Origin of the sequence: Blastococcus tunisiensis, from assembly GCF_900112815.1 — a bacterium.
In the GTDB taxonomy this organism is placed as follows: domain Bacteria; phylum Actinomycetota; class Actinomycetes; order Mycobacteriales; family Geodermatophilaceae; genus Blastococcus_B; species Blastococcus_B tunisiensis.
The window spans coordinates 466747-490659 of record NZ_FOND01000001.1 but is presented as its reverse complement, the minus strand read 5'-3'; the positions used below and the strand labels follow the sequence as shown (position 1 = coordinate 490659).

General features: G+C 71.8%; 19 protein-coding genes and 1 pseudogene. 9 read left to right on the top strand and 11 right to left on the bottom strand.

What is annotated here, in order from left to right:
* Positions 1-383: 383 nt before the first annotated feature.
* The 8 genes from BM142_RS02275 to BM142_RS02240 all read left to right on the top strand — a co-directional run bounded on the left by BM142_RS02275 (position 384) and on the right by BM142_RS02240 (position 9090).
* The gene (locus tag BM142_RS02275) at positions 384-1481 is read left to right on the top strand and encodes an ABC transporter substrate-binding protein (protein WP_092195117.1); all 1098 of its coding nucleotides are present in this window, start codon (positions 384-386) and stop codon (positions 1479-1481) included.
* A 110-nt stretch (positions 1482-1591) separates the two neighbouring features.
* Positions 1592-2443 carry an ABC transporter ATP-binding protein gene (locus tag BM142_RS02270; protein WP_092195214.1) on the top strand — a complete coding sequence of 284 codons (852 nt, stop codon included), beginning with the start codon at positions 1592-1594 and terminating at the stop codon, positions 2441-2443.
* Positions 2440-3318 carry an ABC transporter permease gene (locus BM142_RS02265; RefSeq protein WP_092195116.1) on the top strand — a complete coding sequence of 293 codons (879 nt, stop codon included), beginning with the start codon at positions 2440-2442 and terminating at the stop codon, positions 3316-3318. Before BM142_RS02270 ends, BM142_RS02265 begins: the two co-directional genes overlap by 4 nt.
* Positions 3315-5054 (top strand): dihydroxy-acid dehydratase, encoded by a 1740-nt coding sequence (gene ilvD / locus BM142_RS02260; protein WP_217640525.1) that lies wholly within the window; start codon positions 3315-3317, stop codon positions 5052-5054. Before BM142_RS02265 ends, ilvD begins: the two co-directional genes overlap by 4 nt.
* Complete coding sequence (locus tag BM142_RS02255; protein ID WP_092195115.1) at positions 5051-6409, top strand: FAD-dependent oxidoreductase; 1359 nt, start codon at positions 5051-5053, stop codon at positions 6407-6409. The genes ilvD and BM142_RS02255 overlap by 4 nt, the downstream gene beginning before the upstream one ends.
* Positions 6406-7686 (top strand): aconitase X, encoded by a 1281-nt coding sequence (locus tag BM142_RS02250; protein WP_092195114.1) that lies wholly within the window; start codon positions 6406-6408, stop codon positions 7684-7686. The genes BM142_RS02255 and BM142_RS02250 overlap by 4 nt, the downstream gene beginning before the upstream one ends.
* Positions 7683-8207 (top strand): aconitase X swivel domain-containing protein, encoded by a 525-nt coding sequence (locus BM142_RS02245; RefSeq protein WP_092195113.1) that lies wholly within the window; start codon positions 7683-7685, stop codon positions 8205-8207. The genes BM142_RS02250 and BM142_RS02245 overlap by 4 nt, the downstream gene beginning before the upstream one ends.
* Complete coding sequence (locus tag BM142_RS02240; protein WP_092195112.1) at positions 8164-9090, top strand: IclR family transcriptional regulator domain-containing protein; 927 nt, start codon at positions 8164-8166, stop codon at positions 9088-9090. Before BM142_RS02245 ends, BM142_RS02240 begins: the two co-directional genes overlap by 44 nt.
* Before the next feature lie 19 nt (positions 9091-9109).
* On the opposite strand, the gene BM142_RS02235 is transcribed toward BM142_RS02240, so the two are convergent.
* The 8 genes and pseudogenes from BM142_RS02235 to BM142_RS02205 form a co-directional block, all read right to left on the bottom strand.
* Positions 9110-10819, bottom strand: a complete 1710-nt coding sequence (locus BM142_RS02235) for an AMP-binding protein (protein WP_254790471.1) — start codon at positions 10817-10819, stop codon at positions 9110-9112.
* Positions 10816-11085 (bottom strand): hypothetical protein, encoded by a 270-nt coding sequence (locus BM142_RS02230; RefSeq protein ID WP_092195110.1) that lies wholly within the window; start codon positions 11083-11085, stop codon positions 10816-10818. The genes BM142_RS02235 and BM142_RS02230 overlap by 4 nt, the downstream gene beginning before the upstream one ends.
* Positions 11082-12158: a hypothetical protein gene (locus BM142_RS02225; RefSeq protein ID WP_175527048.1), complete on the bottom strand. Its 1077-nt coding sequence runs from the start codon at positions 12156-12158 to the stop codon at positions 11082-11084. Before BM142_RS02225 ends, BM142_RS02230 begins: the two co-directional genes overlap by 4 nt.
* A pseudogene (locus BM142_RS25740) lies at positions 12155-12691 on the bottom strand (UGSC family (seleno)protein). The gene BM142_RS02225 and the pseudogene BM142_RS25740 overlap by 4 nt, the downstream one beginning before the upstream one ends.
* Before the next feature lie 298 nt (positions 12692-12989).
* On the bottom strand, positions 12990-14117 hold the full coding sequence (locus BM142_RS02215; protein WP_092195108.1) for a tyrosine-type recombinase/integrase: 1128 nt from the start codon (positions 14115-14117) through the stop codon (positions 12990-12992).
* 120 nt (positions 14118-14237) lie between these two features.
* Positions 14238-17900 carry a MobF family relaxase gene (gene mobF / locus BM142_RS02210; RefSeq protein WP_092195107.1) on the bottom strand — a complete coding sequence of 1221 codons (3663 nt, stop codon included), beginning with the start codon at positions 17898-17900 and terminating at the stop codon, positions 14238-14240.
* A 995-nt stretch (positions 17901-18895) separates the two neighbouring features.
* Complete coding sequence (locus BM142_RS24060; RefSeq protein WP_139228740.1) at positions 18896-19831, bottom strand: hypothetical protein; 936 nt, start codon at positions 19829-19831, stop codon at positions 18896-18898.
* Between the two features lie 61 nt (positions 19832-19892).
* Positions 19893-21818, bottom strand: coding sequence for a putative bifunctional diguanylate cyclase/phosphodiesterase (locus BM142_RS02205; protein WP_092195106.1), 1926 nt, complete (start codon positions 21816-21818; stop codon positions 19893-19895).
* A 384-nt stretch (positions 21819-22202) separates the two neighbouring features.
* On the opposite strand from BM142_RS02205, the gene BM142_RS02200 reads away from it, so the two are divergent.
* Positions 22203-22643, top strand: a complete 441-nt coding sequence (locus BM142_RS02200; protein ID WP_092195105.1) for a hypothetical protein — start codon at positions 22203-22205, stop codon at positions 22641-22643.
* A 191-nt stretch (positions 22644-22834) separates the two neighbouring features.
* Here the strand turns inward: BM142_RS02200 and BM142_RS02195 are convergent, their stop codons facing one another.
* The 3 genes from BM142_RS02195 to BM142_RS25000 form a co-directional block, all read right to left on the bottom strand.
* Entirely contained in the window at positions 22835-23065 is a 231-nt protein-coding gene (locus BM142_RS02195) for a hypothetical protein (RefSeq protein WP_092195104.1), read from the bottom strand.
* A gap of 201 nt (positions 23066-23266) precedes the next feature.
* Positions 23267-23551, bottom strand: a complete 285-nt coding sequence (locus tag BM142_RS25005; protein ID WP_254790470.1) for a hypothetical protein — start codon at positions 23549-23551, stop codon at positions 23267-23269.
* Between the two features lie 32 nt (positions 23552-23583).
* Positions 23584-23727, bottom strand: coding sequence for a hypothetical protein (locus BM142_RS25000; RefSeq protein ID WP_254790469.1), 144 nt, complete (start codon positions 23725-23727; stop codon positions 23584-23586).
* Positions 23728-23913 lie beyond the last annotated feature (186 nt).

The window sequence follows — 23913 nt, the reverse complement described above, 5'->3', positions numbered from 1 at the left end:
ATGCGTGCGCCGTCCGGGAAATTCGTGCGGAAGGCGAACAAGTGCACCTATGCCGAACAGACTAGCGCCGCTGGGGAGGGCGTCAAGGCGTGCGCCGGGGAGCCCGCGGACGAACGCAGACCCGCCAGCACGTCGACCGCCGGCCTCCCGGGGGTGTGCCCCCGCCGTCCGGTCCGCCCTCCAGCGGGTGGCGGGCCGAGCCGCGCCCCGAGGCGTTGACAGCACTGTGACCTACGCAATATGTTCGCCAGGAGTTCGCGTGGTCGCATACCGCACACTTTCGGGTCGCAGCCCGATCCCCGCGGACCGCCGTCCGAAGCAGCTCGTCCCCCGCGCGTCGCCCCGTCCGACCCGACGACATCCCGCCTCTGAGGAGAGCCCAGATGAGTTCCACGATCTCCCGCCCGCCCGCCGCCCTCACGCGACGGCGCCGGCCGTGGCAGACCGCCCTCGCCGCCGGCGCGGCCGCCACGATGCTGGCCGCCTGCGGTGGAGGGGACGAGGAGCCCACCGGCGGTGGGGACGGCGCCGCCGCCGCCGACGGGGAGCTGCAGGAGGTCACCTTCCTGAACATCCTCCCGCTGGAGAGCCTCACGTTCAGCCCCGAGCTGGTCGCCAGCTCCTGCGGGTTCTTCGAGGACCAGGGCCTCGACGTGAGCTTCGAGGCGACCCAGGGCTCGGCCCAGGCGATCCAGACCATCATCGCCGGCGGTGCCCTGATCACCCGCGTCGGCGACATGGAGACCATGCTCGCCATCGCCGAGCGCGACGCCCCGCTGGTGAACATCGGGCAGATCAACAAGACGGGGACGATCCGCTTCGTCTCTGCGGCGTCGGACCCGCTGGAGTCGCCCGAGGACATCGAGGGCCGACTGGTGGGCACGCCGTCGGAGGGTGGCACCAGCGAGATCATCCTGAAGCTCGTCGCGGCCGAGGCCGGGATCCCCCCGGAGGAGGTGCAGACCCAGGTCACCGGGCTCGCCCCCGGCGTCTTCGACCTGGTGACCTCCGGCCGGATCGGCGGCTACATCGTCTCGCTGGACACCTCCGTGGCCCTCGAGCAGCAGCAGCCCGACGCGGTGATCATGTCCCCGTCGGACTTCGTCGACAGCGGCGGCCAGGTCTACATCACCTCGGAGGAGCAGGCCGAGGACCCGGAGAAGCAGGAGCAGCTGCGCTCCTACATGGCCGCGATCAAGGAGGCCGTCCAGTTCATGGCCGAGGACGAGGCCAACGACTTCGCCGAGACGATCGAGTGCCTCTCCGACTACGACATCCCGACCCTCGAGAACCCCGAGGTGGCCCAGGGATCGCTCTCCCAGTACGTCGAGTCCTGGACGGCGGCCGGCGAGGACGAGATCGTCCAGACCGTTCCCGAGCAGTGGGAGGCCGTCTACGAGGAGATGTCGGGCTCCGGCTTCGTGCCCGAGGGGCTCGACCCGGCGGAGTGGTACACCAACGACTTCGCACCGGGCTCGTGACGGCACCACGACCGGCAGGGAGCGGTCTGGGCTCCACCCACGTCGGGACCACCCCGTCCGGGGTCCCCGAGGCCGAGGCCGGCTCCGCCGCCGGACAGCAGGAGAACCGCATGACCACCGAGACCCCGCAGCAGTCCCCCGCCACCCGCACGGAGGTCCCCGGCATCCAGCCGGGGGCCTCCGGGGAGGCGCAGCTCGAGGTCGTCGGGGTCGACAAGACCTACCAGGCTCGGCGCGGGGAGGTGCACGCCCTCAGCAACGTCAACCTGTCGATCGGCCGTGGCGAGTTCATCTCGCTCGTCGGCCGCTCGGGCTGTGGCAAGACCACCCTCCTCCGGATCCTCGCCGGCCTGCTGCCACCCACCTCCGGCACGGTGACCGCCGACGGCCAGAGCATCTGGCGCGGCGGCAAGCGCAACGACGAGGCCTTCGAGCACTTCGGCCTCGTCTTCCAGGATGCCAACCTGTTCCCCTGGTACACCGTCGCCGACAACGTCTCGCTGCCGCTGAAGCTGCGGGGGATGGGCAAGCGCGCCCGACGTGCCCGCGCGACGGAGCTGTGCGAGCTCGTGGGCCTCCCCGGCTTCGAGAACGCCTACCCGCGGGAGCTCTCCGGCGGCATGCGGCAGCGCGCCGCGATCGCCCGCGCGCTGAGCTACGACCCGACCATCCTGCTGATGGACGAGCCGTTCGGGGCCCTGGACGCCCTGACCCGGGACAAGATGAACCTGGAGCTGCAGTCGATCCACGCGCAGGCCGGTGCGACGGTCGTGTTCGTCACGCACTCCATCAGCGAGGCCGTGTTCCTGGCCGACCGGGTCGTGCTGCTCACCCCGCGGCCCGGCCGGATCCGTTCCATCACCCCCGTCCCGCTGGCGCGCCCGCGCTCGCTGGAGACCGAGACCAGTGTCGAGTTCCAGACGATCGTCCGGGAACTGCGCCACGAACTGGACGAAGAATGAGCGACGTCACGAAAGCCCGCGCGAAAGCCCCCGACACCGCCCCGGCGAAGCCCGCGGCGGCGGCGAAGGACCCGGATGCGCCCGTGCAGGATCGCGACACCCTGCTGAAGTGGTTGCCCTTCATCTCCTCGCCGATCCTGCTGCTCATCCTGATCGGCGGCTGGCAGTTCGCCGTCTCGGTGATCGGTGTGTCGGAGTTCATCCTCCCGGCGCCGCTGGACGTCTGGCGGTCGCTGGTCGACCTCCTCGTCGGCGGTGACGTCTGGCGCGACATCGGGATCACCCTCTACGAGGTGCTCGTCGGCTTCGCCTTCGCGCTCGTCATCGGCACGGCGGTCGGCGCCGTCCTCGGGCGGGTGATCTGGCTGGAACGCGCCGTGCAGCCCGCCCTGGTCGCCCTCCAGGTGGTCCCGAAGGTCGCGTTCATCCCCATCTTCGTCATCTGGTTCGGCTTCGGGACGACGTCGAAGATCATCATGGCGGGGATCCTGGCGTTCTTCCCGATCATGCTGAACGTGATGCTCGGGGTCCGGTCGGTGGACCGCGGCCACCGCGACGTCATGCGGGGGCTGGGCGCCAGCAAGTGGGCGACCTTCAAGAGCCTGGAGCTGCCCAGCACGCTGCCCTACATCTTCGCCGGGGCCGAGGTCGGCATCGTGTTCGCCGTCATCGGCGCGATCGTCGGCGAGTACCTGGGCGGCAGCGAGGGACTGGGCCACCTGGTGGTCCGCAGCCTCAACGCCCTCGACGCCCCGCAGCTGTTCGCGGTCATCGTGCTGCTGGCCCTCATGGGCTCGCTGCTCTACGCCGCCGTCACGCTGACCAAGCGGCTGATGATCCCGTGGCACGACTCGGTGGCCGGGCAGAGCTCGTGACCCAGGCCGGCAGGCCGCTGCGCAGCAACCTCCAGGAGGGTTCCTCCCGGTGGGCGGTGCGCCGCGCCCAGTGGCGGGCCCTCGGCATCTCCGACGAGGACATGACCAAGCCCAAGATCGCGGTGGTCAACTCCTCGTCGAAGCTGGCGATCTGCTTCAGCCACCTCGACGGGATCGTGCCGGTGGTGGAGGAGGCGATCCGCGCCGCCGGCGGCCTGCCGTTCGAGGTCCGGACGGCGGCGCCGAGCGACTTCATCACCTCGGCCGGGCGGGACGGGCGCTACATCCTGCCCAGCCGCGACCTGATCCCCAACGACATCGAGGTCGCCGTCGAGGGCGCCCAGCTCGACGGGATGGTCACCCTCGCCTCCTGCGACAAGACCGCCCCGGCGCACCTCATGGCCGCCGCCCGGCTGGACATCCCGAGCATCGTGGTGGGCTGCGGCTACCAGCCCAGCGGCGAGTACCGCGGCGAGCACGTCGACATCGAGGAGGTCTTCCTCGCCGCCGGCTCCGTCGCGGCCGGCCGGATGTCCCTGGAGCACCTGTGCGGGATGGCCGACAACGCCATCCGCGGCCCCGGGGTGTGCGCCGGCCTGGGCACGGCGAACACCATGCACATGGCCTGCGAGGCCCTGGGCATGTCGCTGACCGGGACCACCCCGGTGCTGGCGAACAGCCCGGCCATGTGGGACGGCGCCCGCCGGGCCGGGGCACGCATCGTGGAGCTGGTCACCGCGGGGCTGCGCCCCCGCCAGGTCATGACGCCGGCCGCCTTCCGCAACGCCGTCACCGTGATGCTGGCGATCAGCGGCTCGGTGAACTCCATCAAGCACCTGCAGGCGGTCGCCCACGAGGCGGCCGTCGACGTCGACGTGCCGGGGCTGTTCGCCGAGCTGGCCGACCGGGTGCCGCTGCTGTGCGCGGTGCGCCCGAACGGCCCGCACTTCATCGAGGACCTCGAGGCCGCCGGCGGCACGCGGGCCGTGCTGGCCCAGCTCGCCGACCTGCTCGACCTCGACGTCCGCACGGTGGACGGCGGCACGCTGCGCGAGGCGCTGGCCGGGTCCACGCCGACCGGGTCCACGGTGGCCGACGAGGAAGTGGTCCGCCCCCTCGACCGCCCGTTCGCCGCCGGTCCCAGCATCGTCGTGGTCCACGGCTCCCTGGCCCCCGGCGGCGCCGTCGTCAAGCGCCCGGTGATCGACCGCGGCTCCCGCCGGTTCGAGGGGACGGCGCTGTGCTTCTCCTCCCGGGACGAGGCCCTCGAGGCGCTCGGCCGCGGGAAGGTGCGGCCCGGCACGGTGCTGGTGGTCCGGGGCCTCGGCGTCGTCGGCGGGCCCGGGATGGCGCTGGGCTCGGCCGTCGTCTTCGCGCTGGAGGGCGCGGGGCTGGGCGACACGGTGGCCGTGGTCACCGACGGGCAGATGTCCGGCCTGGTCAACGTCGGCACCGTCGTCGGCGAGGTGACCCCGGAGGCCGCGCTCGGCGGGCCGCTCGCCCTGGTCGAGGACGGCGACCGGATCGTCATCGACGTCGACCGGCGGACCGTCGACCTCGAGGTCCCCGACGACGTGCTGGCCGCCCGGCGGCAGCGCCTGGGGACGCCGGAGCCCGGCCCCGACCACGGCTGGCTGTCGGCCTACCGCCGGCTGGTCACCCCCGTCGCGGCCGGCGCGGTGCTCACCGCGGCCGCCCCCGGCCGCGGGCCGGGCCCCGAGGGACGTCGACCATGACGCAGCACTGGCTCGACGAACCCGGGCGGCGCACCGCCGTGCTCGGCGAGTACGAGGTGGTCGTCCTCGGCGGCGGGCCGGCCGGCGTCATGGCCGCGGCCGCCGCGGCCCGCACCGGCCGGTCGACCATCCTGGTGGAGCGCTACGGCTACACCGGCGGGGCGGGCAGCGCGGGTGGGCTGAGCACCTTCTGCGGGTTGCACGCCAACGTGCACGGTGAGCACCGCCAGGTGGTGCACGGGCTGGCCGACGAGCTGCTGGCGCGGATCGACGCCCTGGGCGGGCTGAACGCGCCGCACCTCAGCTTCGCCGACCGCATCCTCGCCCAGGCCTACGACATCTCCGCCTACAAGATCGCCCTCGACGACCTGCTGGTCGAGTCGGGCGTGACGGTGCTGTTCCACGCGCTGGCCGTCGGGGTGGTCATGGCCGACGAGCACCGGGTGGACGCCCTGCTGGTGGAGTCGAAGTCCGGGCGCGGGGCGATCCGCGGCGCGCTGTTCGTCGACGGGTCCGGCGACGGCGACCTCGCCGCCTGGGCGGGGGCGCCGTACGAGAAGACCGACCCGGCGCACGGGATGCTGTACCCGTCGCTGATGTTCCGCATCAACGGGGTCGACGCCGAGGCGGCCCGCGACACCCAGCAGCGGCTGCCGGAGCTGATGGAGGACGCCGAACGGGCCGGGCGCTACCGGTTCCCGCGCAAGCGGCCGATCGTCCGCCCCCAGCGCGACCCGCTGGAGTGGCGGGCGAACATCACCCAGCTGTCCAACTCCGACGGCAGCGCCATCGACGGCACCGACGTCTGGCAGCTGAGCCGCGGCGAGCTCCAGGGCCGCCGCCAGGTGCGGGACGTGTTCCCGTTCTACCGGCGGGAGGTGCCCGGGTTCGGGGCCGCCTACGTCGTGGACATCGCCCCCGAGATCGGCATCCGGGAGACCCGGCGGATCGTCGGGCCCTACCAGCTCAGCGAGGACGACATCCTCGACTGCGCGGACTTCCCCGACGCGATCGGCGTCAACGGCTGGCCGGTGGAGGCCCACGTCGCCGGCGACGTGGAGATCCGCTGGCAGCGCGGGGAGAACCCGCGCGGGTACAACCAGCTGCCCTTCCGCATGATCGTCCCGCAGGTGCTGACCAACACCTACGTCGTCGGCCGCTGCGCGTCGATGACGCACGCGGGGCAGTCCAGTGCCCGGGTGACCGGCCCGTGCTTCGCGATGGGCCAGGCCGCCGGCACGGCCGCGGACCTCGCCCTCTCCGGTGGGCTCGCCGCCGGGGACGTCGACGTCGGCAAGCTGCAGGCCCGGCTGGCCGAGGACGGCGTCCGGTTCGACGGGGGTGAGACCGGATGAGGCTGGCCGACGACGAGCGGGCGATGCTCGACGGCGAGCAGGGCGAGGCCGTCGCCGCCGCGATGGACCTGCTGGTCCGCTACGGCGAGGTGCTGGGCGCCGAGCGGCTGGTCGACACCGACAACGTCTGCGGGGCCAACCTCTTCGGCTCCCGGCACAGCCTGGTCTGCGGCTCGCCCACCCCCGACGGCGCGTTCTCCGAGCACAGCCTGGACACGCCGCGCGTGCTGCCCATCCCGCCGGTCCGGGCACAGAGCTACCAGCTCATCGGGCCGATGGACACCAAGCACTGGCAGGTGCAGGGGCTGCCGCAGGCCGAGCACGACGAGATCATGGCCAGCGAGCAGTACAACGCCGAGCACGGCATCCACCTGCTCAACACCTGCACGCCCTACCAGGTGGGCAACGTGCCGCTCAAGGGCGAGCACTGCGCGTGGATGGAGAGCTCCGCGGTCGTCTACGTCAACTCGGTGCTCGGCGCGCGCACCAACGTGGAGGGCCGGGAGAGCACCGGCGCCGCCATGCTCACCGGCAAGATCCCCTACTGGGGCCTGCACCTGGAGGAGAACCGGCGCGGCTCGCACCTGGTTGAGGTCAGCACGCCGGTGACCGCCAACCGCGACTGGGGCCTGCTGGGGTACTGGATCGGCGAGCAGGTGCCCGAGGAGGCCATCCCGGTGGTCGACGGCGTCGCCGGCGCCCCGGACCTCGTCCGGCTCAAGCACTTCGGGGCGGCCGCCGCCTCGTCGGGCGGCGTGGAGATGTACCACCTCCCGGGCATCACGGTGGAGGCGCGGACCCCCGAGGAGGCCTTCGCCGGCCGGGCCCCCGTCGAGCGGCTGCACTACGGGCCGGCCCAGCGGCGGGAGGCCTACGAGCACCTCAACGCCACCGCGACGGACACGTCGGTGGACCTGGTCATGATCGGCTGCCCGCACGCCACCCTCGGCCAGATCCGCGACGTGGTGCGCCTGCTGGAGGGCCGCCGCGTGCACGCCGACAGCGCGCTGTGGGTGTTCACGCCGCGAGCGCTGCGGCACGTCGCCGAGCAGAACGGGTACGCCCGCGCGCTGGAGGACGCCGGCGCGCTGCTGATGAGCGACACCTGCCCGGCCATCGGCCAGTTCCTCCCGCCGGGGACGCGGGTGATCGCCACCGACTCCGCGAAGCAGGTGCACTACCTGCCGGCGATCATGGACGTCCAGGGCTGGTTCGGCACGCTCGCCGAGTGCGTCGACGCGGCGGTGACGGGCACCTGGCGCGGGGAGCTGCGATGAGCGAGATCGTGCTGACCGGCCGCGGCCTCGTCGGCGGGGTCGCCGAGGCGGAGGCGCTGGTCACCCGGCACGCCATCTCCGGCTGGGGCGGCGTGGAGCCGCGGACGGGCCGGATCATCGAGTCCCGGCACGAGCTGGTCGGCCAGTCCTTCGCCGGCAAGGTGCTCGTCTTCCCGGGCGCCAAGGGGTCCTCCGGCTGGTCGGGGATGTTCCACATGGCCCGGCTGGTGGGGTCCGCGCCGGCCGCGATGGTGTTCACGGTGATGAACACCAAGATCGCCCTGGGCGTCGTGGTGAGCCACGTGCCCGCGGTGACCGACCTGGACGGTGACCCGTTCGAGGTCATCCGTACCGGTGACCGGGTACGCGTGGACGGGGACCGCGGGACGATCATCGTGACCCGGGCCGACACGTACCGTCGAGATCCGGAACCGAGCCGTGGACACGGCTGGGCAGCAGAACAGGAGCAGGACACGGATGGACGGCGCTGCGCAGGACCGGGACCGGGCGAGCACGGCTGAGTCCGGCGCAGGGGCCACGTCCACGGCCACGGCCACGGTCGACCGGGCCGGTGCCGTGGACGAGCACGAGGAGCCGGGCGCCGGCGCGCCCCCGGCCCGCGGCGACTACTTCGTCCAGTCCCTGGAACGCGGGCTGGCCGTCATCAAGGCCTTCTCCGCCGACGAGCCCGAGCTGACCCTCAGCGACATCGCCCGCCGCACCGGGATGACCCGCGCGGCGGCCCGCCGGTTCCTGCTCACCCTCGCCGACCTCGGCTACGTCGCCACCGTCGACCGGAAGTTCACCCTCCGCCCGACCGTGCTGGAGCTGGGCTACACCTATCTCTCGCTCATGTCCTTCCCCCAGGTCGCCACGCCGCACCTGACCGAGCTGTCCGACCAGGTCCACGAGACGACCAGCCTGGCCGTCCTCGACGGGGACGACATCGTCTACGTCGTGCGGGTCGGGGCACGACGGGTGATGGCCAGCGGGCTGACGGTGGGCACCCGGATGCCGGCCCACCTGACCTCCCACGGCCGGGTGCAGCTCGCCGCGCAGTCCGACGAGGAGATCGACGCCTACCTGGCCCGCGTGCCGCTCGAGGCCCGCACCGAGCGCACGGTGACCGACCCGGCGCGGCTGCGGGAGATCCTGCGGCAGACCCGCGACCAGGGCTGGTGCCTGGTCGACCAGGAACTGGAGGAGGGCGTCACCTCCATCGCCGTCCCGGTGCGCGACGCTGCCGGCCACGTCATCGGGTCGGTCAACGTGGGGACGCACTCCCGCCGGCTGCCGCCGGAGTCGCTGAAGCCCACCGCCCTGGAGCCGCTGCGGGAGACCGCCCGGCGGGTCGAGCGGGACATCGTCCTGCTGGGCGTCCGCTCCGGCCGCAGCTCGTTCTGAGCAGCACCCGTCGGCCCGGTCAGCCGTTGCCGGCGGGTGCGGAGAAGACCTGCTCGGCCTCCCGCTGGGCCCAGCCGCGGTCCACCTTCCCCGACGCCGTCCGCCGCAGGTCGCGCACGACCGAGATGCTGCGCGGCCGCTTGTAGTCCGCCAGCCGCTCCCCCAGGTGGTCGGCGAGCTCCCCCGCCGTCACCTCGGCGCCGTCCGACGGCACCACGAAGGCCGTCACCCGGCTCCCCCAGCGCGGGTCGGGGACGCCGACGACGACGGCCTCGGCCACGCCCGGGTGCTCGACGAGGGCCAGCTCCACCTCCTCGGCGAACACCTTCTCCCCGCCGGTGTTGATGACGCCCGACTGGCGGCCCAGGAAGCGCAGTGTGCCGTCGGTGTCGACCATCGCGGCGTCCCCGGGAACGGCGTACCGGACGCCGTCGATGGTCCGGAAGACCGCGGCGGTGAGTTCCGGGTCGTCGAGGTAGCCCAGCGGGAGCGGCCCGGTGCTGGCCAGCATGCCGACCTGCCCGGACCCGGGCACCACGTCCGTGCCGTCCGGGCCGATCACCCGGGCGTTCGGCGGCAGGACGAACTCGGTCGGCACCGACTCCGGGTCGGGCCCCGCGAGGGAGACGCCGTAGGGCCCGCCCTCGGTGGAGGCGATGGTGTCCCGGACGGTGAACCGGCCGGCGCGCAGCAGGCGGCGCTTGTTCTCCGCGCTCCACCGGACGCCCGAGCTGACCACGCGGCGCAGCGCGGAGAGGTCGTAGGGCTGTCCGTCCACGGCCGCCCGTTCCAGCTCGGCCAGCAGCGGCACCGCAAAGGCGTCGCCGACGATGGCCAGTTCCACCACGCCGTGCTCGGCCACCGCCGACCAGAGCGCCCGCGGGTCCAGGGACCGCTGGGGCAGGGTGACCACGGTGCCGCCCCGCAGCAGGTTGCCGAGGCTGAAGAAGAACCCGGTGCCGTGCATGAGCGGTGAGGCCGGGAGCAGCACCGGGGCGCTGCCGTCGCGGACGGCGGCCTCGGCGGCGGCCACCACCTCGGCCCTGTCGGCCGGCACCGGCACGTCCGCCCGCCGGTAGGCCGACGAGACGATCCCGCAGACCCCGCCGTTGTCCCAGACGACGCCTTTCGGTGCCCCGGTCGTGCCGCCGGTGAGCATCAGGATCTGGTCGTCGGGCGAGCGCTCCCGCCGGGGCAGCGGATCGGCCGCAGCCAGCGCCTGCTCGTAGCCGGCGACCCCGTCGCGCGCGGCGGACGGCGCGTCCTGCTCGCCGGCGAGCACGACGGACCGCAACCGCGGCACCCGGGGCGCCACGGCCCGGATCCGGTCGGCCAGCGTCGCGTCGGCGATCAGCGCGCGGACGTCCGCGAGCCCGAGGACCTGCTCGAGCTCGGCCTCCCGGTAGCGGTAGTTGACGTTGACCGGGACGGCCCGGAGCTTCAGGACGGCGAGCAGGCTCTCCAGGTACTCCGGCGAGTTGTGCAGCCCGATCCCGACCCGGTCGCCCGGTCCCGTCCCGGCCCGGGCCAGGTGGCCGGCGAGCCGGGACGCGCGGTCGTCGAACTCCCGCCACGTCCGGCGGAGGTCGCCGTGCACCAGGACGCTGCGCGCGGGGTCGAGGGCCGTCACCGCATCGGCGACCGCCTCCAGCAGCGAGGCGATGTTGTCCCGGACGGGGCCCCGCTCCCCCGCCGCGTCCACCCGACCGGGAGCCGAGGAGAGGGTCACTCGGCCGCGTCGCCGGGCAGGGTGATCTCGGCCAGCGACCACGGGGTCCCGGACAGGGCGTCCCCGATGATGGCGGCCATCACCGGCTTGGGCACGAGGCAGTCCTGGCACTCGGCCGAGCCCGGGCGCACGGTGAAGTGCACGCCGCCGGCCGGGTCGACGTCCCAGCCGGCCTCGAAGCCGTCGCTCTCCAGCATCGTGCGGGCGCCGGCGAGCGCCTCGGCCAGCTCGGCGTCGGACCGGGACGCGGGCTCGGAGGTGGTCATCTCGGGGTCTCCTGACGGGTGGGAGGGACGGGAGTGACGGCCGGGCGGCCGCCTCGGGGGCCGAAGGTCTCGACGACCGCGGACACCCCGGAGTTCGAGGCGCCGGCGACCACGACGAGCACGGCCTCCGGCGAGGTGAGGGCGTACGCGCCCGCGCGCGCCGGATCGGCCGCCGTGTCGACGACCGCGTCCGGGTGGTCGGCCGGCACGCGCCACCGGCTGATCGCCGACACCGCGCCCTTGCCCACGCGGTCCAGCTGCTCGCGGGACAGGAACGACTGCTCGTGCACGAAGGCCGAGACGTCCCGCTTGGTCCAGCCGGCGTCGGCCAGCAGGTGCGCGTGCTCGGGGCAGAGCACCACGCAGACGCTGACGCTCTGGTGCAGCAGCGCCCCGGTGCGGGCGGCGGTGCCGGCGATGTCGTGCAGGAGCTGCTCGGCGACGGCGGTGTGCCGCGCCTCGATGTGCACGGTCGAGCGGATGGTCATCGCCGTCACCGCGCTGTCCTGCGGAGCGAGGCCGCAGTCGACGTGCAGCGGGGCCCACGGCGACTCCTCCTCGTTCTCGCCGATGCACGCGGTGTACTTGGCCGGCGTGCCCTGCGTCGCCTGGTCCAGCTCGTGCGGTCGCAGGCCGAGGGCGTTCATCGCCGTCAGCCGGACCGCCCGGCCGATGGTGGCGTTGGCCCGGAAGCCCTGGCCGAAGAGGTTGCCCTGGCTGTTGATCCCGATCTCCCCGCGCACCGGCCCGTTGACCAGCAGCAGGGCGGCGGTCCCGGTGGTGCTCTGCCAGATCCCCTTGCGGGCGTAGCCCTCCTCGCGCAGCGAGTCCCAGGCCGCCACCACGACCGGGAAGTACTCCGGCAGGCAGCCGGCCATGACCGCGTTGACGGCGGCGAGGCGGACGGTCACGGCCCGGTTGAGCTGTGGCATCTCCAGCAGCACGTCATCCGGGTCCCGGTCCACGCGGGCGAGCATCGCGTCCAGCTGGTCCTGCCCGCAGGGCACGACCGGCAGCCCGTCGGTCCATCCCTGCGCGTAGCAGTGCTCGATCGCCCCCGGCGCGTCGATCACCCCTCGACCCCCAGGATCTGCAGGACCCGCGGCAGGATCTCCTCCACTCGTCGTCTGATCCCTTCGGCGTCGAGGCTGGCCACCGGGTGCGGCACCAGCGCGTACTGGAAGCCGGGGAAGCCGTACGTCCGCGCCATGGCGTCCGCCGGGATCTTGAAGGCTTCGGTGCAGATGGAGACGGCGGGCAGGCCCTGCCGCTCCAGGAGGATTCCGTCGGCCAGACTGGCCGCGCTGCAGGAGCCCTAATCGCCGATCGCCGTGATGGCGAAGTCGCACTCCTCGAAGATCCGCTGGGTCTGGGTTGGTTCGACCGGCGTACCGAAGTACGGCTTGGTGAACATGAGGACGTCCCGGACCGCGTAGCGCTCCTTGAGGACGTTCCCGAGCTCGGTCAGCAGCGCGGCGCCGTTGGGCTTGCCGTTGTCCAGCAGCCCCAGGGTGGCGCCGCGCAGCGTGGTCAGGCGCGGGGCGAGCGTGGTGTCCGCGCTCAGGTCCGCGGCGCCGGTCGGATCCAGGATCGATTCCAGCTCCATGCAGCACCCCTCGATCGGTCGGTGGATCGATCACATGTGTGCGCGATCCGAACGTCGATTCATCACTCGCACACGAGACTAGTCAGCGCGGAGCACGCGGTCAACGCCACACTTCCCTCGGAGCCGCCCCCGGAGCGGTCGGCGGAGGGTGCGGACGCGACGGCGCCCCCGCCGATCGGATCGGCGGGGGCGCGGTTGCGGCGCGAGCGGGGAGGGACACCCGTCAGCGGGCGCCGGCTCCGTGGCAGAACTTGTACTTCTGGACTCCGCGCGCCAACTACGTGTCTGGCCTGCAGATTTAGGTCTCCTCGCTCTCGGCGGTCCGCAGAGAGTCCGCAACAGCGCCCAGAACCGTGTCGACGGCGTCCCGTGTCCGGTCGTCCGAGTCCGGCCAGAGGTGCGAGTACACGTCCAGTGTCTGGGCCGCCGAGGAGTGCCCCAGACGAGCCTGGACCGTCTTCACCGATTCTCCGTGCCGGATCAACAGGCTGGCGTAGTAGTGGCGCAACGTATGGAAGGTGACGGACGTATCCAAGCCGGCTGTGACTACCGCGGGACGCCAGACCTTGCCCGACCAAGCCGACCGCAGCATCGGCCGCCCGTCGTCGCCTACGAACACCAGGCCGTCTCGCCCGGCCGGGAATGCGGCCAGGTGTGCTGCGAGAGCATCGACCACGGTCTGCGGCAACGGAATCGTCCGTACGGACGCGGCTGTCTTCACCGGGGCCAGGTACGGCGCACGGCCAGGCAGGTTGATCAACTGCCGGTCGACCAGCATCTGCCGGCGCAGGAAATCGATACGGTCGACGGCGAGTCCGAGCATCTCACCTTGACGCACTCCCGTACCGGCGCCGAGCACCACGGCGGCGCACCAGCGGGGCGGCATGGCCTCTCGTAGTGCGGTCACCGAAGTGGTCAGCAGCGGCTGGACGCGGGCCTTGTGCACCTCGGGGAGTCGAACGCCGACACACGGATTGGCAACAAGCCGGCGATCGCGGACGGCCGACTTGAACACCGCGGAGGTGACGCTGAGAGTCACGCGCACCGTCCGTGGGGCTAGTGCCGGATGGTCCTCGGCGGCCACGGTGAGCCACGCAACCAGGCTTTGAATCTCGCTCGGCTTGATCGCCGCGATAGGGCGGTCGCCCAGCCGCGGGTAGACATTGCGTCGCAACAGCCGCTCGTAGGCAAGTTCAGTCGTCGGGCGGACGACTTGCGTCGTCCGCCACTGTTCGGCGTATTCGGCGAAGGTGACGCGGCCGGAGCGGGGGTCGACCCAGTCGCCGCGCACCATCGCCGCGGTCTGTTCGTCGAGCCACCGCTGGGCGTCGACCTTGCGTTTGAAGTGGCGGGCGTGCTCCTTGCCGTTCTCGTCCCGGTACCGCGGACGGTATGTGCCGTCAGGCCGCCTCGAGATCGACGCCACTGCTCATCGCCTCCTTGGTCGTGACTCTGGCTTTGGCCCGCCCCGGCTTGGCTCGTCTGCTGACCCGAACGCTGACACCGCGACTGGGACTTGTCTTCCCGCTCCCGTCTCCCTGGGGATTCACCGAGGTATCCCCAGGCCCGCGTCCAGATGTAGTGCGAGCTGTCGGACGTCCTCGGGGCGCGGCGGCCGGACGACCATCTGCGGTGGCGCCGACGGGGCGGCAGGTGTCCGGGTGGTGGCGAGCTCGGAGTCGTGGCGGGCCCGCCAGGTGTCCCGCTCTCGGGCGAGGCAGTCGGTCGGCTGGACGAGGAGGGCCGGCTCAGCCGTCAGGCGCGCGATGCGAGCGCGAACGGCGGCCAGTTCTGTGCGGGTGACGGCGATGTCCCGGTCGGCGTCGGCCAGCCGCTCCGCCGGGTCGAGGGTCCAGGCGAGAGGTCCGAAGTGGGCGAGCCGGTCCTCGTGCTGACGGCGCGCGTCGGCCACCGCGGCCCCGGCGTGCCGGTGGGCCTCCTGTGCGGTGGCTGCGGTCGCGCGCAGCTGAGCGTGCTGAGGATGGGCGTGTTCGGCGTGGTGGCGGGCGTAGGAGTCGAGGGCCGTCCACAGCCGCGGTCGGTCGTCGGACCGGTCGGCCAGGCGCGCGATCTGCTGCGGGTCTGTGGGCATGGCCGGTAGGTAGGGCCGCCAGGCGTCCGCCCAGTCGAACAGCTGCTCGCCAGCCCGGTTCACCGCCGCCCGCCGAAGCCGGAGCCGTCCGGGGCCGTCGAGCACGACCTGCGCGGCGTCGCGGGCGGCGTCACGCCCGGTGTCCCAGCTGCCGAGCAGCGTGTCGCGGATCCGGTCGATCTCGGCGGTGACGACCGCGCCGCTGGCGTCAGCGCGCGCCGTGGCGTACCCGGCGTCGGTCCCCGTCTGCCGATAGGCATCCGTCAGCGCGGCGGCCCGGTCGGCGTGGGCGGAGCCGAGCGCGACGATCTCGCGCAGGGCGTCCCGGCGCGGCAGGTCGGAGGCGAGCCGGTCCAGGCAGCGTTGCTCGGCCGTCCACGCGGAGTGCAGGTCGGCGAGCGCCTGCTCCAGCGGGCGCTGCCGGGCGTAACGGGCGGCCTCGGCGGCGGCCAGCCGGGCGGCGTGCGCGGGGCCGAGGTCGGCGCGGTCGCGGGCGAAGACCGCGAGCCACTGCTCCCGCGCCTCGGCAGGGTCGGTCGCCACGAGGTGTGCGGTGTTGGCGGTACGGCCGCGGGTCATTCCGACGTAGGCGGCGGCCGCGCCGGTGTCCTCGCCGACCACCAGGTGCGCGGCGGTCACGGTGTCGCCTTGGGTGCCGTGCGCGGTGGTTGCGTAGGCCAGTTCCACGTGCGCGGTGACGTAGTGGGCGGGCAGCACCCGCCGCGCCCCTGTCCCGGCCGGGGTGACGGCGGGGGTGACAGAGGCGAGCACGCCGCCGGTGGGGGTGACATGCGGTGTGCCGTCGGGGGTGACGAGCAGCCCGCCGTCCCTGTCGACGCCGGTGACGGTCCAGGTGTCGCGGTTGGCGACCTGCAGGTGGCGGTCGTTGCGGCGGGTGGCGATCCGGTCGCCGACGCCGATCCGCTCCCCGACCCCGGTGACGACCACGCGCCGGTCGTCGACCCGGCCATCGGTGACGAGCCGGTCCCGGATGGCGGCATTGAAGGTGGCGGCCTGCTCACGTGTGGCGACCACCACGGCCACGTCCTCCCCCGCGGTGTAGCCGTCGGCCGCGTCCGCGGCGAGCGCCGCCCGCAGCGCCTGCGCGTCGGGATGCAGCCGGATCTGCCCGCGGGCCAGCAGCGCGTCGAACACCGTCCCGGGCTTCTCGCCGGCGCGTATCGCCAGGGTCAGCTCGGCGTAGTCGGTGTCCGGTGTCGTGCGGCCGGTGGCGTCGGTGCGGGTGAAACGGTGCACCCCGACCAGGGTCAGGTGCCCGGCCGGTTCGACCTGGGCCGCGGCGAGGTCGAGGACGCCACCGCGTCCGACCGCCGGCAGCTGATGCCGGTCACCGAGCAGGGCGACGTGCACCTGGCACTCGTCGGCGATCGTCAGCAGGGCCCGGGCGGTGTCCTGATCCAGCATGCCCGCCTCGTCGCAGACGAGCAGGTCACCGGCCCGCAGCCGCGCCCCCTCCGCGGGTCCGGCATACGCACGGCCGGTGACCGGGTCGGTGTGGCCCACGGCGAGGCGGGTCCACGCGCCGTCATCATTCCAGCGCCAGCCGTGGTCAAAGGCGAGCCGGGCCGCCGAGCCGGCGACCGCGCCGACCTCCGCGGCGACGACCTGGGCCGCCTTCAGCGTCGGGGTCACGACCACCAGCCGGCGCCCCTGCTCGGCGAGCGCGTTCCTGGCGGCGGCCAGCGTGGTGGTCTTGCCGGCGCCGGCCGCGCCCTCGATCACGACCAGGCGCCGCGGGCCGGCGAGCGCGGCGACCGCCGCGGCCTGTCCGGCATCCAGCCGCGCGGAACCGGCTGCGACGTCGACGGGCGGTGTCGGGTCGGTGTCCGGGACGCCGGCCGGGCGCCCGGTGGCGCGGGAGGCGAGACGGGCGGTGAGGTCGACCTCGATGGCGAGCACCGGGGTCGAGGTCCAGGCTCGGATGTGCGCGGGCACCGCGCCGCGGTCCAGCAGCGGCACGCAGCGGTCCATTGTGCGGGCGGTGAGGTCTTCGGCGAGTTCAGTGCGCACCGCCGGGTCGGTGACGATGCCAGCGGCGGCGAGCAGCTGTTCGACCTCCCCGCGCACGTCGGCGGCGTTCCACGCCGAGCGGGCGGCGCCCAGCCGGGCCAGCACCCGCTCCACCGCCTGCTCCCGGTCCAGGCCGCCGACCGGGGTGGGTGTCAGGCCGACCGCAACATTCCGGTCGAGGTAACCCAGGGCCACCAGCTCGGTCAGCCACCCTGCGGTGAGGTCCTCCCCCGGCTGGGGCAGCACCTTGTCCGGGCGGCCCGCTGCCCACGCTCGCGCGTCCCAGGCCCGGCGCAACGCCGGTCCGGCGCGTTCGCCGGGATGCGCCTCGGCCCATTCTCGTTCGTAGGTGTCGATGTTCCGGGCGATCTGCGCGGTTCGTGCGCTGAAGGGACCGACGTAGTGGGCGAGCTCGTGCACTTCTCCGGTTGCATCCAATGCGTACCCGTGGGCGGCGAGCGCGGTGCGGAATTGCGGGTCGCAGGCGACCGCGGCGTGTCCGATACCGTTGATTGCAGCGAGTGAATCGCGGACGCCGACGGTGTGCAGTCCGCGCCATTTTCCGGCCGCGAACACGCGGGCATTGATTTGCAGGTGCAGATGGCGGTGCGGGTCCCCGGCCCGCGACGTGTAGTGCGCCACCGTCACCGCCTCGGCCACCTCGACCGGCACCTGCACCTGCCCGCCACGGGGACCGACCCTGGTGGTGGCGTGGTGCCCGAGCCAGCCGATGATCTGCTCGGCCGCCCGGGCCTGGGCCGCGTCGTACGCCAGCGCGATGTCCGGATGCAGCGCGGCCGCCAGCGACCACGTCTTCGGACCGTTGACCACCACCTCGACGAACCGCACCGCATGCCCGTCGCCACGCAGCTGCCCCCGCGGCTCCCCGGTGCCCGGGTCACAGCCGGCCACCCACGTCTCGTAGGCGGCACCGGTCAGCGGCGCCAACTCAGTCACCCGCCCCTGGGTGACGCCGAACCGGCGGGCGACGCCGGCGCCCTCGGTGAGGTAGTAGTCATCCGCCCGGCCCCGGTCGGCCTCCACGTACTGCCGGGCAGCCGCCGGCGCACCGGCGTAGACCTTCATCCCGCCATGCATTCTCAACGCCACCCGACAATGACCAACAAGTCACCCCTAGAAACGGAGATGGGCCCCGCAAAGCGGGGCCCGACCTATCTCCAAAGGTAGCATGCGTGCCGTCTCTTTAGCGAAGCCTTGGGATGGTCATTAGCCGCATCGGCGACCATCGCTTATCCGGGGGAACTCGCCAAATCGTTGGATGATCATCGTAAGGTTTACGCGCGAGGACTCGCGGGTGTCTCCTGGGAGGCTAGCGGCCTGGCTGACATCGGGCGCACGGCTTAGCGATCGCCGGGGCTCCTTCTGCTGGCGACTTCTCCGTGGTGCTCGAGTGGTCGCTGGACACCTAGACTTTGAGTTGACCATTCAAGCGACTCCGCGCCCACCCGATGAGGCAGTGCAGTGCCGCATGCCCTTCCGGGGATGCGAAGCCTTGCTCGACTCGTGCCGCTTCGATTAGGTCAGTGCCGTCTATCGAGCCGCGCCTGTAGAAGTGATCGAGCACGCGACCGGAAGGGGTTGCGCTGCTGAAAAGTCCCGCGATTCCGAGGGCGATGGCATCGGAGACGACCAGTGTGGTCGGAGGTCGCTTCGAAGCGGCCCGACGGTCGAGGACGTCGGACACGCCGGTGGCTACTTGCAGGTCGGTGGCAGGCGTCCTCGCCTTGCAGCTGACAATCACTCAGACTCCCTGGCTCAACTTTGAACTGTTTGCTTTGTCCCGGCCACATCGACGCATACGTGTAACTCTGAGACAAACGGTGGGCGTGTCTTGCACAACATCATTCGAGTCGTCCGTGACACACCTCGATTGGGTTGTTTTTATGTCGTTGGTCGGAGCATAGCTCTCCGCGCATCGGGTGACGGCGTCACCGAGGTCATGGACCTGGGCGCCCCTCGGGACGGGTCGTGACCCGACCCCCTGGAACTTCGCTGGACTGAGGCACGAGCTCGTACGGGGACCGACTGCCATTGGCGGGGGGCGGATCTAACGATCGCTACTACCACTTTGTTGCCGTAAACAGCACAACCCGGCTGGTCGAGTGTTCCGCACGCGCCCCTGTTACTGGAGGCGTCGGCTGAGCGCGGCTGCTCGGTGAGGTGTCGCTGCGGGCGCTTTCCTCACCGGCAGCGGTTGCGGCGCTGCCGAGCTCCTCGCGCGTCGTCTCCGATGCGACTACTTGCTTGGTGTGGTCTGCGGGCACGGGCACCGGCCGAGCTTGGCCGTCGCCATTCTTTCCGCGACGTGGGTCGATTGGTGGCCGGGGTGCCTGTTGTTGTCCACTGGCAGGTGGCCGGCTCTCGCTTGTCGCCGCGTTTCTCGGCTCCCGCGTCGGCGTATCCACGTTCGATGGTTCCGCGGCGGGATCGCCGTCACCGTCGGAAGTCGAGTCCTTGCCTTCCCGGCGCATGCGCCGCACGACCATCACCCCGACTGCCACCGCCACCGCCACGGCAAGAGCGGACGGTGTGCTCATGACATGGGCTTGACCGCTCTGACCCGCCGCCGTTGCCGATGAGGCCCCACCGGCGTCCGCGCCGGACTCGGGGGTGAGCGACACATCGCCCAATGGCGCAAATCCGATGTGCGGCCGCGAGACAGCCGGAGCGACGTCTCGGACCTTGTCGATGACGACATCCCATGGGGACGGTAGGGGAACCAATGCACTCTCGCCTTCCGTCTCCGCCACGGATCCGGAGGCGAGTGGGGAGAAGGCAGCCAGCTCCCTGCTGAGCTGCCCCTTAAAGCCGAGGGCGATCAGCGCGGCCAACGCCGCCGCTACCGCCACCACCTTGCCTCCACGCCGAAGCTTCGGAACCCAGATCGGCTTGCGCGACTGCCATGCATCGCGGCCGCGATGCGCGACATGACGGGCCGCAGCCCCGACGCGGGGTGTCAGGCGCCTACGCAGCTTCACTCCGAGCATGTCGGCCATTCGAAGTGACACCTTGAACCCCTCCTTCCCGCGCGCGAGACGCAGATTGTTGATGAGGCGCTTATGAGGCCGCAGCGTTCTCGACGGAGGGGCTGCTGCGGGACTGCCAGTCGGCGAGCCACCCTTCGAGGGCGGCAGGAGGCAGCGGTGCACTGATCACGTACCCCTGCACCTGGTCGCAGCCCAGCGCGGCAAGCCGGTCGAGCAGCGCCTCGGTTTCGACGCCTTCGGCGATCACGCTGAAGCCCAGCCGGTGGGCGAGGTCAGTCACGGCCGAAGTGACCGCCTCGTCCTCGTCATGGTCGAGCATGTCCTTGATCAGACTGCGGTCGATCTTCAGCGCGGTGATGGGCAGGATGCGGAGAAACGCGAGACTGGTGTAGCCGGCGCCGAAGTCGTCGATGGCGACCTCGACGCCCCGGGATTGCAGCTGTGTCAGCACGAACGCGGCGCGTTCGGGATTGGTCATCACCGCCGTCTCGGTGATCTCCAGCTGCAGCAGCGCCGCCGGCAGCTCGGCTGCCAGAAGCGCGGCCAGGACCCGGGCCGGCAGGTCGTCCTGCACGAGACTGCGGGGACTGATGTTGACAGCCACCTGCAGCGGCATGCCGGCCCGGCGCCAGCTGGCGGCCTGCTGGATGGCCTCGCGGAGAACCCAGCGGGTCAGCGGCCGCATCAGTCCGCAGCGTTCCAGAACCGGGAGGAACTCCCCGGGCGGCAGCAGGCCCCGGGTCGGGTGCTGCCAGCGCACCAGCGCCTCCACGCTGGTGATCTGCATGTCCCGGAGCGAGACCTTGGGCTGGTAGTGCAGCACGAACTCCTCGTTGTCGAGGGCTCGACGCAGGTCGGTGACCATGGCCAGCTGCCCGACGGTGTGCTCGTCGGTCTTCGGGTCATAGACGACGGTGCCGCGGCGGCTGCGCTTGGCCTGGTACATAGCCACGTCGGCGCGCTGCAGCAGCTCGGGCAGGGTCCTGCCGTGCTCGGGGGCGAGCGCAACCCCGATGCTGGCGTCGACGGCAAGGTCGACACCCTCCACGGTGAACGGGGCCTCCCGCAGCCGGCGGAGGATCTGCTCGGCCCGGTCCTGCGCGGCGGCGGTGTCGGGAAGGTGGGTCAGCAGAACACCGAACTCGTCGCCCCCGAGGCGGACCACGAGATCCTCCGCCCGCACCCCTGCCTGCAGAACGGCCGCCACGCGCTGCAGCAGCAGGTCCCCGGCGGTGTGACCGAGAGTGTCGTTGACGGACTTGAATTCGCTCAGGTCGAGCAGGAGAAACGCGAGCGGGCGCTTGATGCTGGCCTTGGCCAGCAGGCCGCGGGCGTCCTCGTACAGGGCACGGCGGTTCAGCAGGCCCGTGAGCGGGTCGTGGCGGGCGTGCCGCTCGCGCCGCAGGAGGCGGTGTCGCAACCACACCAGACCGGCGATGAGCAGCCCGAAGATCACAATGACCGACGTCTGCTGACGCAGCAGCCTGTCCTGCGCGGCCGCGGTGAGGTCACCGTGCGGGATCACCACCTGAACCAGCGACCCATCCGAACCGGCACCCTCCTCCGCGGTCCGTGAGGGAATAAAGACCCGCAGCTGAGCGTGCCCGTCCGCAGCGCCCCCGGATTCCGTCCACGAGTCACCCTGCCGCGCACGCACGACGTCGCGGTCAGACACCCGCAGCGCACCCGAGGCCGGAGAGCTGTCGAACAGAGGCATGCCGTCCAGCCTCCACACGCCCAGCCCCAGCAGCTGTCCGTCAGCACGCAGCCTATCGACGTCATCACGCAGCCCGGCAAGGTCCTCAGCCGAGAACTGCCCCTGGGCGAGATCACTCGCGCCGAGACGGGGATGCACGACCGTTGCGGCGATCACCTCCGCGGTCGTCGCGCCCTGGGCGTCGGCGCGCTCCTGGCCCCGGATTTCAACGCCCCGAATCAGCCAGACCATGGCGCCCAGAATGAGGGCGCCGACAATCAGCAGGAGCGGCCTCGACATAAAGACTCGGCGCACGCTAAACCCCCTCCGACCAACGATCACTCAAGCCATATCGACGCAGTAACGCCAGGCTTTAGACTGTCGAGGGGCATGCACCCATTCGGGCTATATCCGTCACTGACAAACTCGACGGGACTGCTGCACGGGTTGACGACAGGTTCGGCTTGGAAATACAGGTAAAATCCATAGGCCAACGCACCAGAAGCACACCCGCCGGGGCTCTTCGTTGGCCCGCCGGGATCTGGTCGCACAATCTATGGTCAACTGTGGCCGGAAAAACCCGTTCAGATGCCGCGGAGTAGCAGACGGGATGAGATCCATTCACAGTCACCGATCGAGCGAAACCTCATCAAAAAGAGCGAGATGCGTCTCCGGCGGCTTCATGTGACGATCGCCGCGACCGATTCCTGGCAGATGCCCACTCCGCGCGACGAGGCCGTGCACGTCGATAACAGCTCTGCCCATGCCAAGCCCGGCTACGCCGGTGCAGGCACTCCCCGCGCGCTCCGGGTCTGGTCCTGGTGGTGCCACGAGCCCACCGTCCGTGACCTGGTGGTGTTCATCGTTGCCACCACCACCCGCGAGGAACTCAACCGCACGTTCGCACGCCTGCACATTCTCACCCCTGGGCACGTCACCCGTCTGCGGGCTCACGAGTCCGGCTTCGGGGAAGCTATGAGAACCCCAGCGCAGATGTTGTGGATGCCTCTCGAGAGGTACGGACGGCATCCCCATCACTGGCTCCACGAAGACCAGCTCGCCGTCGCCAGGTCGCCGGCCCCTCTGGCCGCCGCCTGGTTCGCCACGGAAGGCACCAGTCGGTAGGGCCAACCGGACGATGATTCGTCGCCCGATCGGCCTACCGACGAAGCGACCCTGAGACTGTCGGGTCCAGCCGCCGACCGGGCCCAGGCATGGGGCGCTGCCAGGCCTGCCGCACGCCAACTCCCCACCGCAAATCGCAGCCCCTAGTCCTCGCTGTGCGCAAGGCCTCCCGGTCGAGGCCGAGGTCGGGTTCAGGGCGTGCGCGGGCACTGATCCTGCGGCACCCAGGCGAAGATTATCTGCCATCGGTACCCGTCTCGCCGTTCGAGCTGAAAGTAGCCCCACCGGGCCTGGAAGGTCCCCGCTTCCCATGGAAAATCGACCGAAAGCTGGCGGGCGTGGTCGATGGCCTGGCGGTCGTCCTCCACGTCGAAGTCCTCAAGAACCGTGGCGCATCCGGCCAGGAGGCGGTAGCTGGGCATGACGGCATCCCGGATGCTGCTCCCGGGCAGCAGCCCGGGAGGCCGTTCGACATCCCATGGCGAGACTCAGCGCTGTTAGATGAATTTCGGAGTAGACCTTGCAGTGGCGGCGCCGTCTCCACTGCCCTTGGAGGCGGCGCCGTCCCCCCGAAAAGGTAGGGGCTACCCCTCGGTACGGCGCCCGACAAAGCGGACTGTGACTCAAGTCATAGGCAGAACTGGCTTCTGCTCGAGGTCGGCCAGCCGGTTGCGGACGCGGCCGCTGTCCTCGTCCAGGACGGTGCGCCCAGCGGCGGTCAGCTCCGCCAGCAGGGCGGCTGCCCCCTCGGCTTCCTGCCTCGCCTGCTTGGCGCGGGTCAGCGCATGGTGAAACCGCCCCGGCCCCTCCCCCGCCGCCGCGATCAGGGCGGCGGCGGTGTCGGCGTAGAGGACGACGGCGGCGGCCTTGGCAACCTGTTCGCGGCCGAGACCGGTGGACTTGGCCACTCTGGCCAGGGGGACGCCGAGGTCAAGCTCGCCTACACGCCCCGGGGCCTCCTCCACTGCGCGCACAGGCCCTGGCGGTGCAGGTTCTTGGCGAGCATCGCGCCAATGTGACCGGCCTGGGCGGACCGGTCGCCGTCGGCGTCGGCACCGTCGAGGGCGAGGTCGGGGCGCAGCACGCACGGCACCGAGGTGAGGCCGGCGAGGATCGCGGCGGCCGCCCGCCGGTGCCCGGCGACGATCTGGCGTCCCGGCGTCCCGGCGTCCCGGGTGCAGTTGGCGGCGCGGTGGCGTGCGGAATCACGGTGAGGGCCTCCAGCACGCCCCGGGCGGCGATGGAGTCGGCTAGCCCGGACAGGTCACCG

Excerpts from the sequence above, each read along its gene's own strand:
- mobF (WP_092195107.1), bottom strand. The coding sequence starts at position 17,900 with ATGAAGGTCTACGCCGGTGCGCCGGCGGCTGCCCGGCAGTACGTGGAG.
- BM142_RS02195 (WP_092195104.1), bottom strand. The coding sequence starts at position 23,065 with ATGCCCAGCTACCGCCTCCTGGCCGGATGCGCCACGGTTCTTGAGGAC.
- BM142_RS24060 (WP_139228740.1), bottom strand. The coding sequence starts at position 19,831 with ATGGCCGACATGCTCGGAGTGAAGCTGCGTAGGCGCCTGACACCCCGC.
- BM142_RS02240 (WP_092195112.1), top strand. The coding sequence starts at position 8,164 with ATGGACGGCGCTGCGCAGGACCGGGACCGGGCGAGCACGGCTGAGTCC.
- BM142_RS02270 (WP_092195214.1), top strand. The coding sequence starts at position 1,592 with ATGACCACCGAGACCCCGCAGCAGTCCCCCGCCACCCGCACGGAGGTC.
- BM142_RS02265 (WP_092195116.1), top strand. The coding sequence starts at position 2,440 with ATGAGCGACGTCACGAAAGCCCGCGCGAAAGCCCCCGACACCGCCCCG.
- BM142_RS02245 (WP_092195113.1), top strand. The coding sequence starts at position 7,683 with ATGAGCGAGATCGTGCTGACCGGCCGCGGCCTCGTCGGCGGGGTCGCC.
- BM142_RS02275 (WP_092195117.1), top strand. The coding sequence starts at position 384 with ATGAGTTCCACGATCTCCCGCCCGCCCGCCGCCCTCACGCGACGGCGC.
- BM142_RS02250 (WP_092195114.1), top strand. The coding sequence starts at position 6,406 with ATGAGGCTGGCCGACGACGAGCGGGCGATGCTCGACGGCGAGCAGGGC.
- BM142_RS02230 (WP_092195110.1), bottom strand. The coding sequence starts at position 11,085 with ATGACCACCTCCGAGCCCGCGTCCCGGTCCGACGCCGAGCTGGCCGAG.
- BM142_RS02255 (WP_092195115.1), top strand. The coding sequence starts at position 5,051 with ATGACGCAGCACTGGCTCGACGAACCCGGGCGGCGCACCGCCGTGCTC.
- BM142_RS02205 (WP_092195106.1), bottom strand. The coding sequence starts at position 21,818 with ATGTCGAGGCCGCTCCTGCTGATTGTCGGCGCCCTCATTCTGGGCGCC.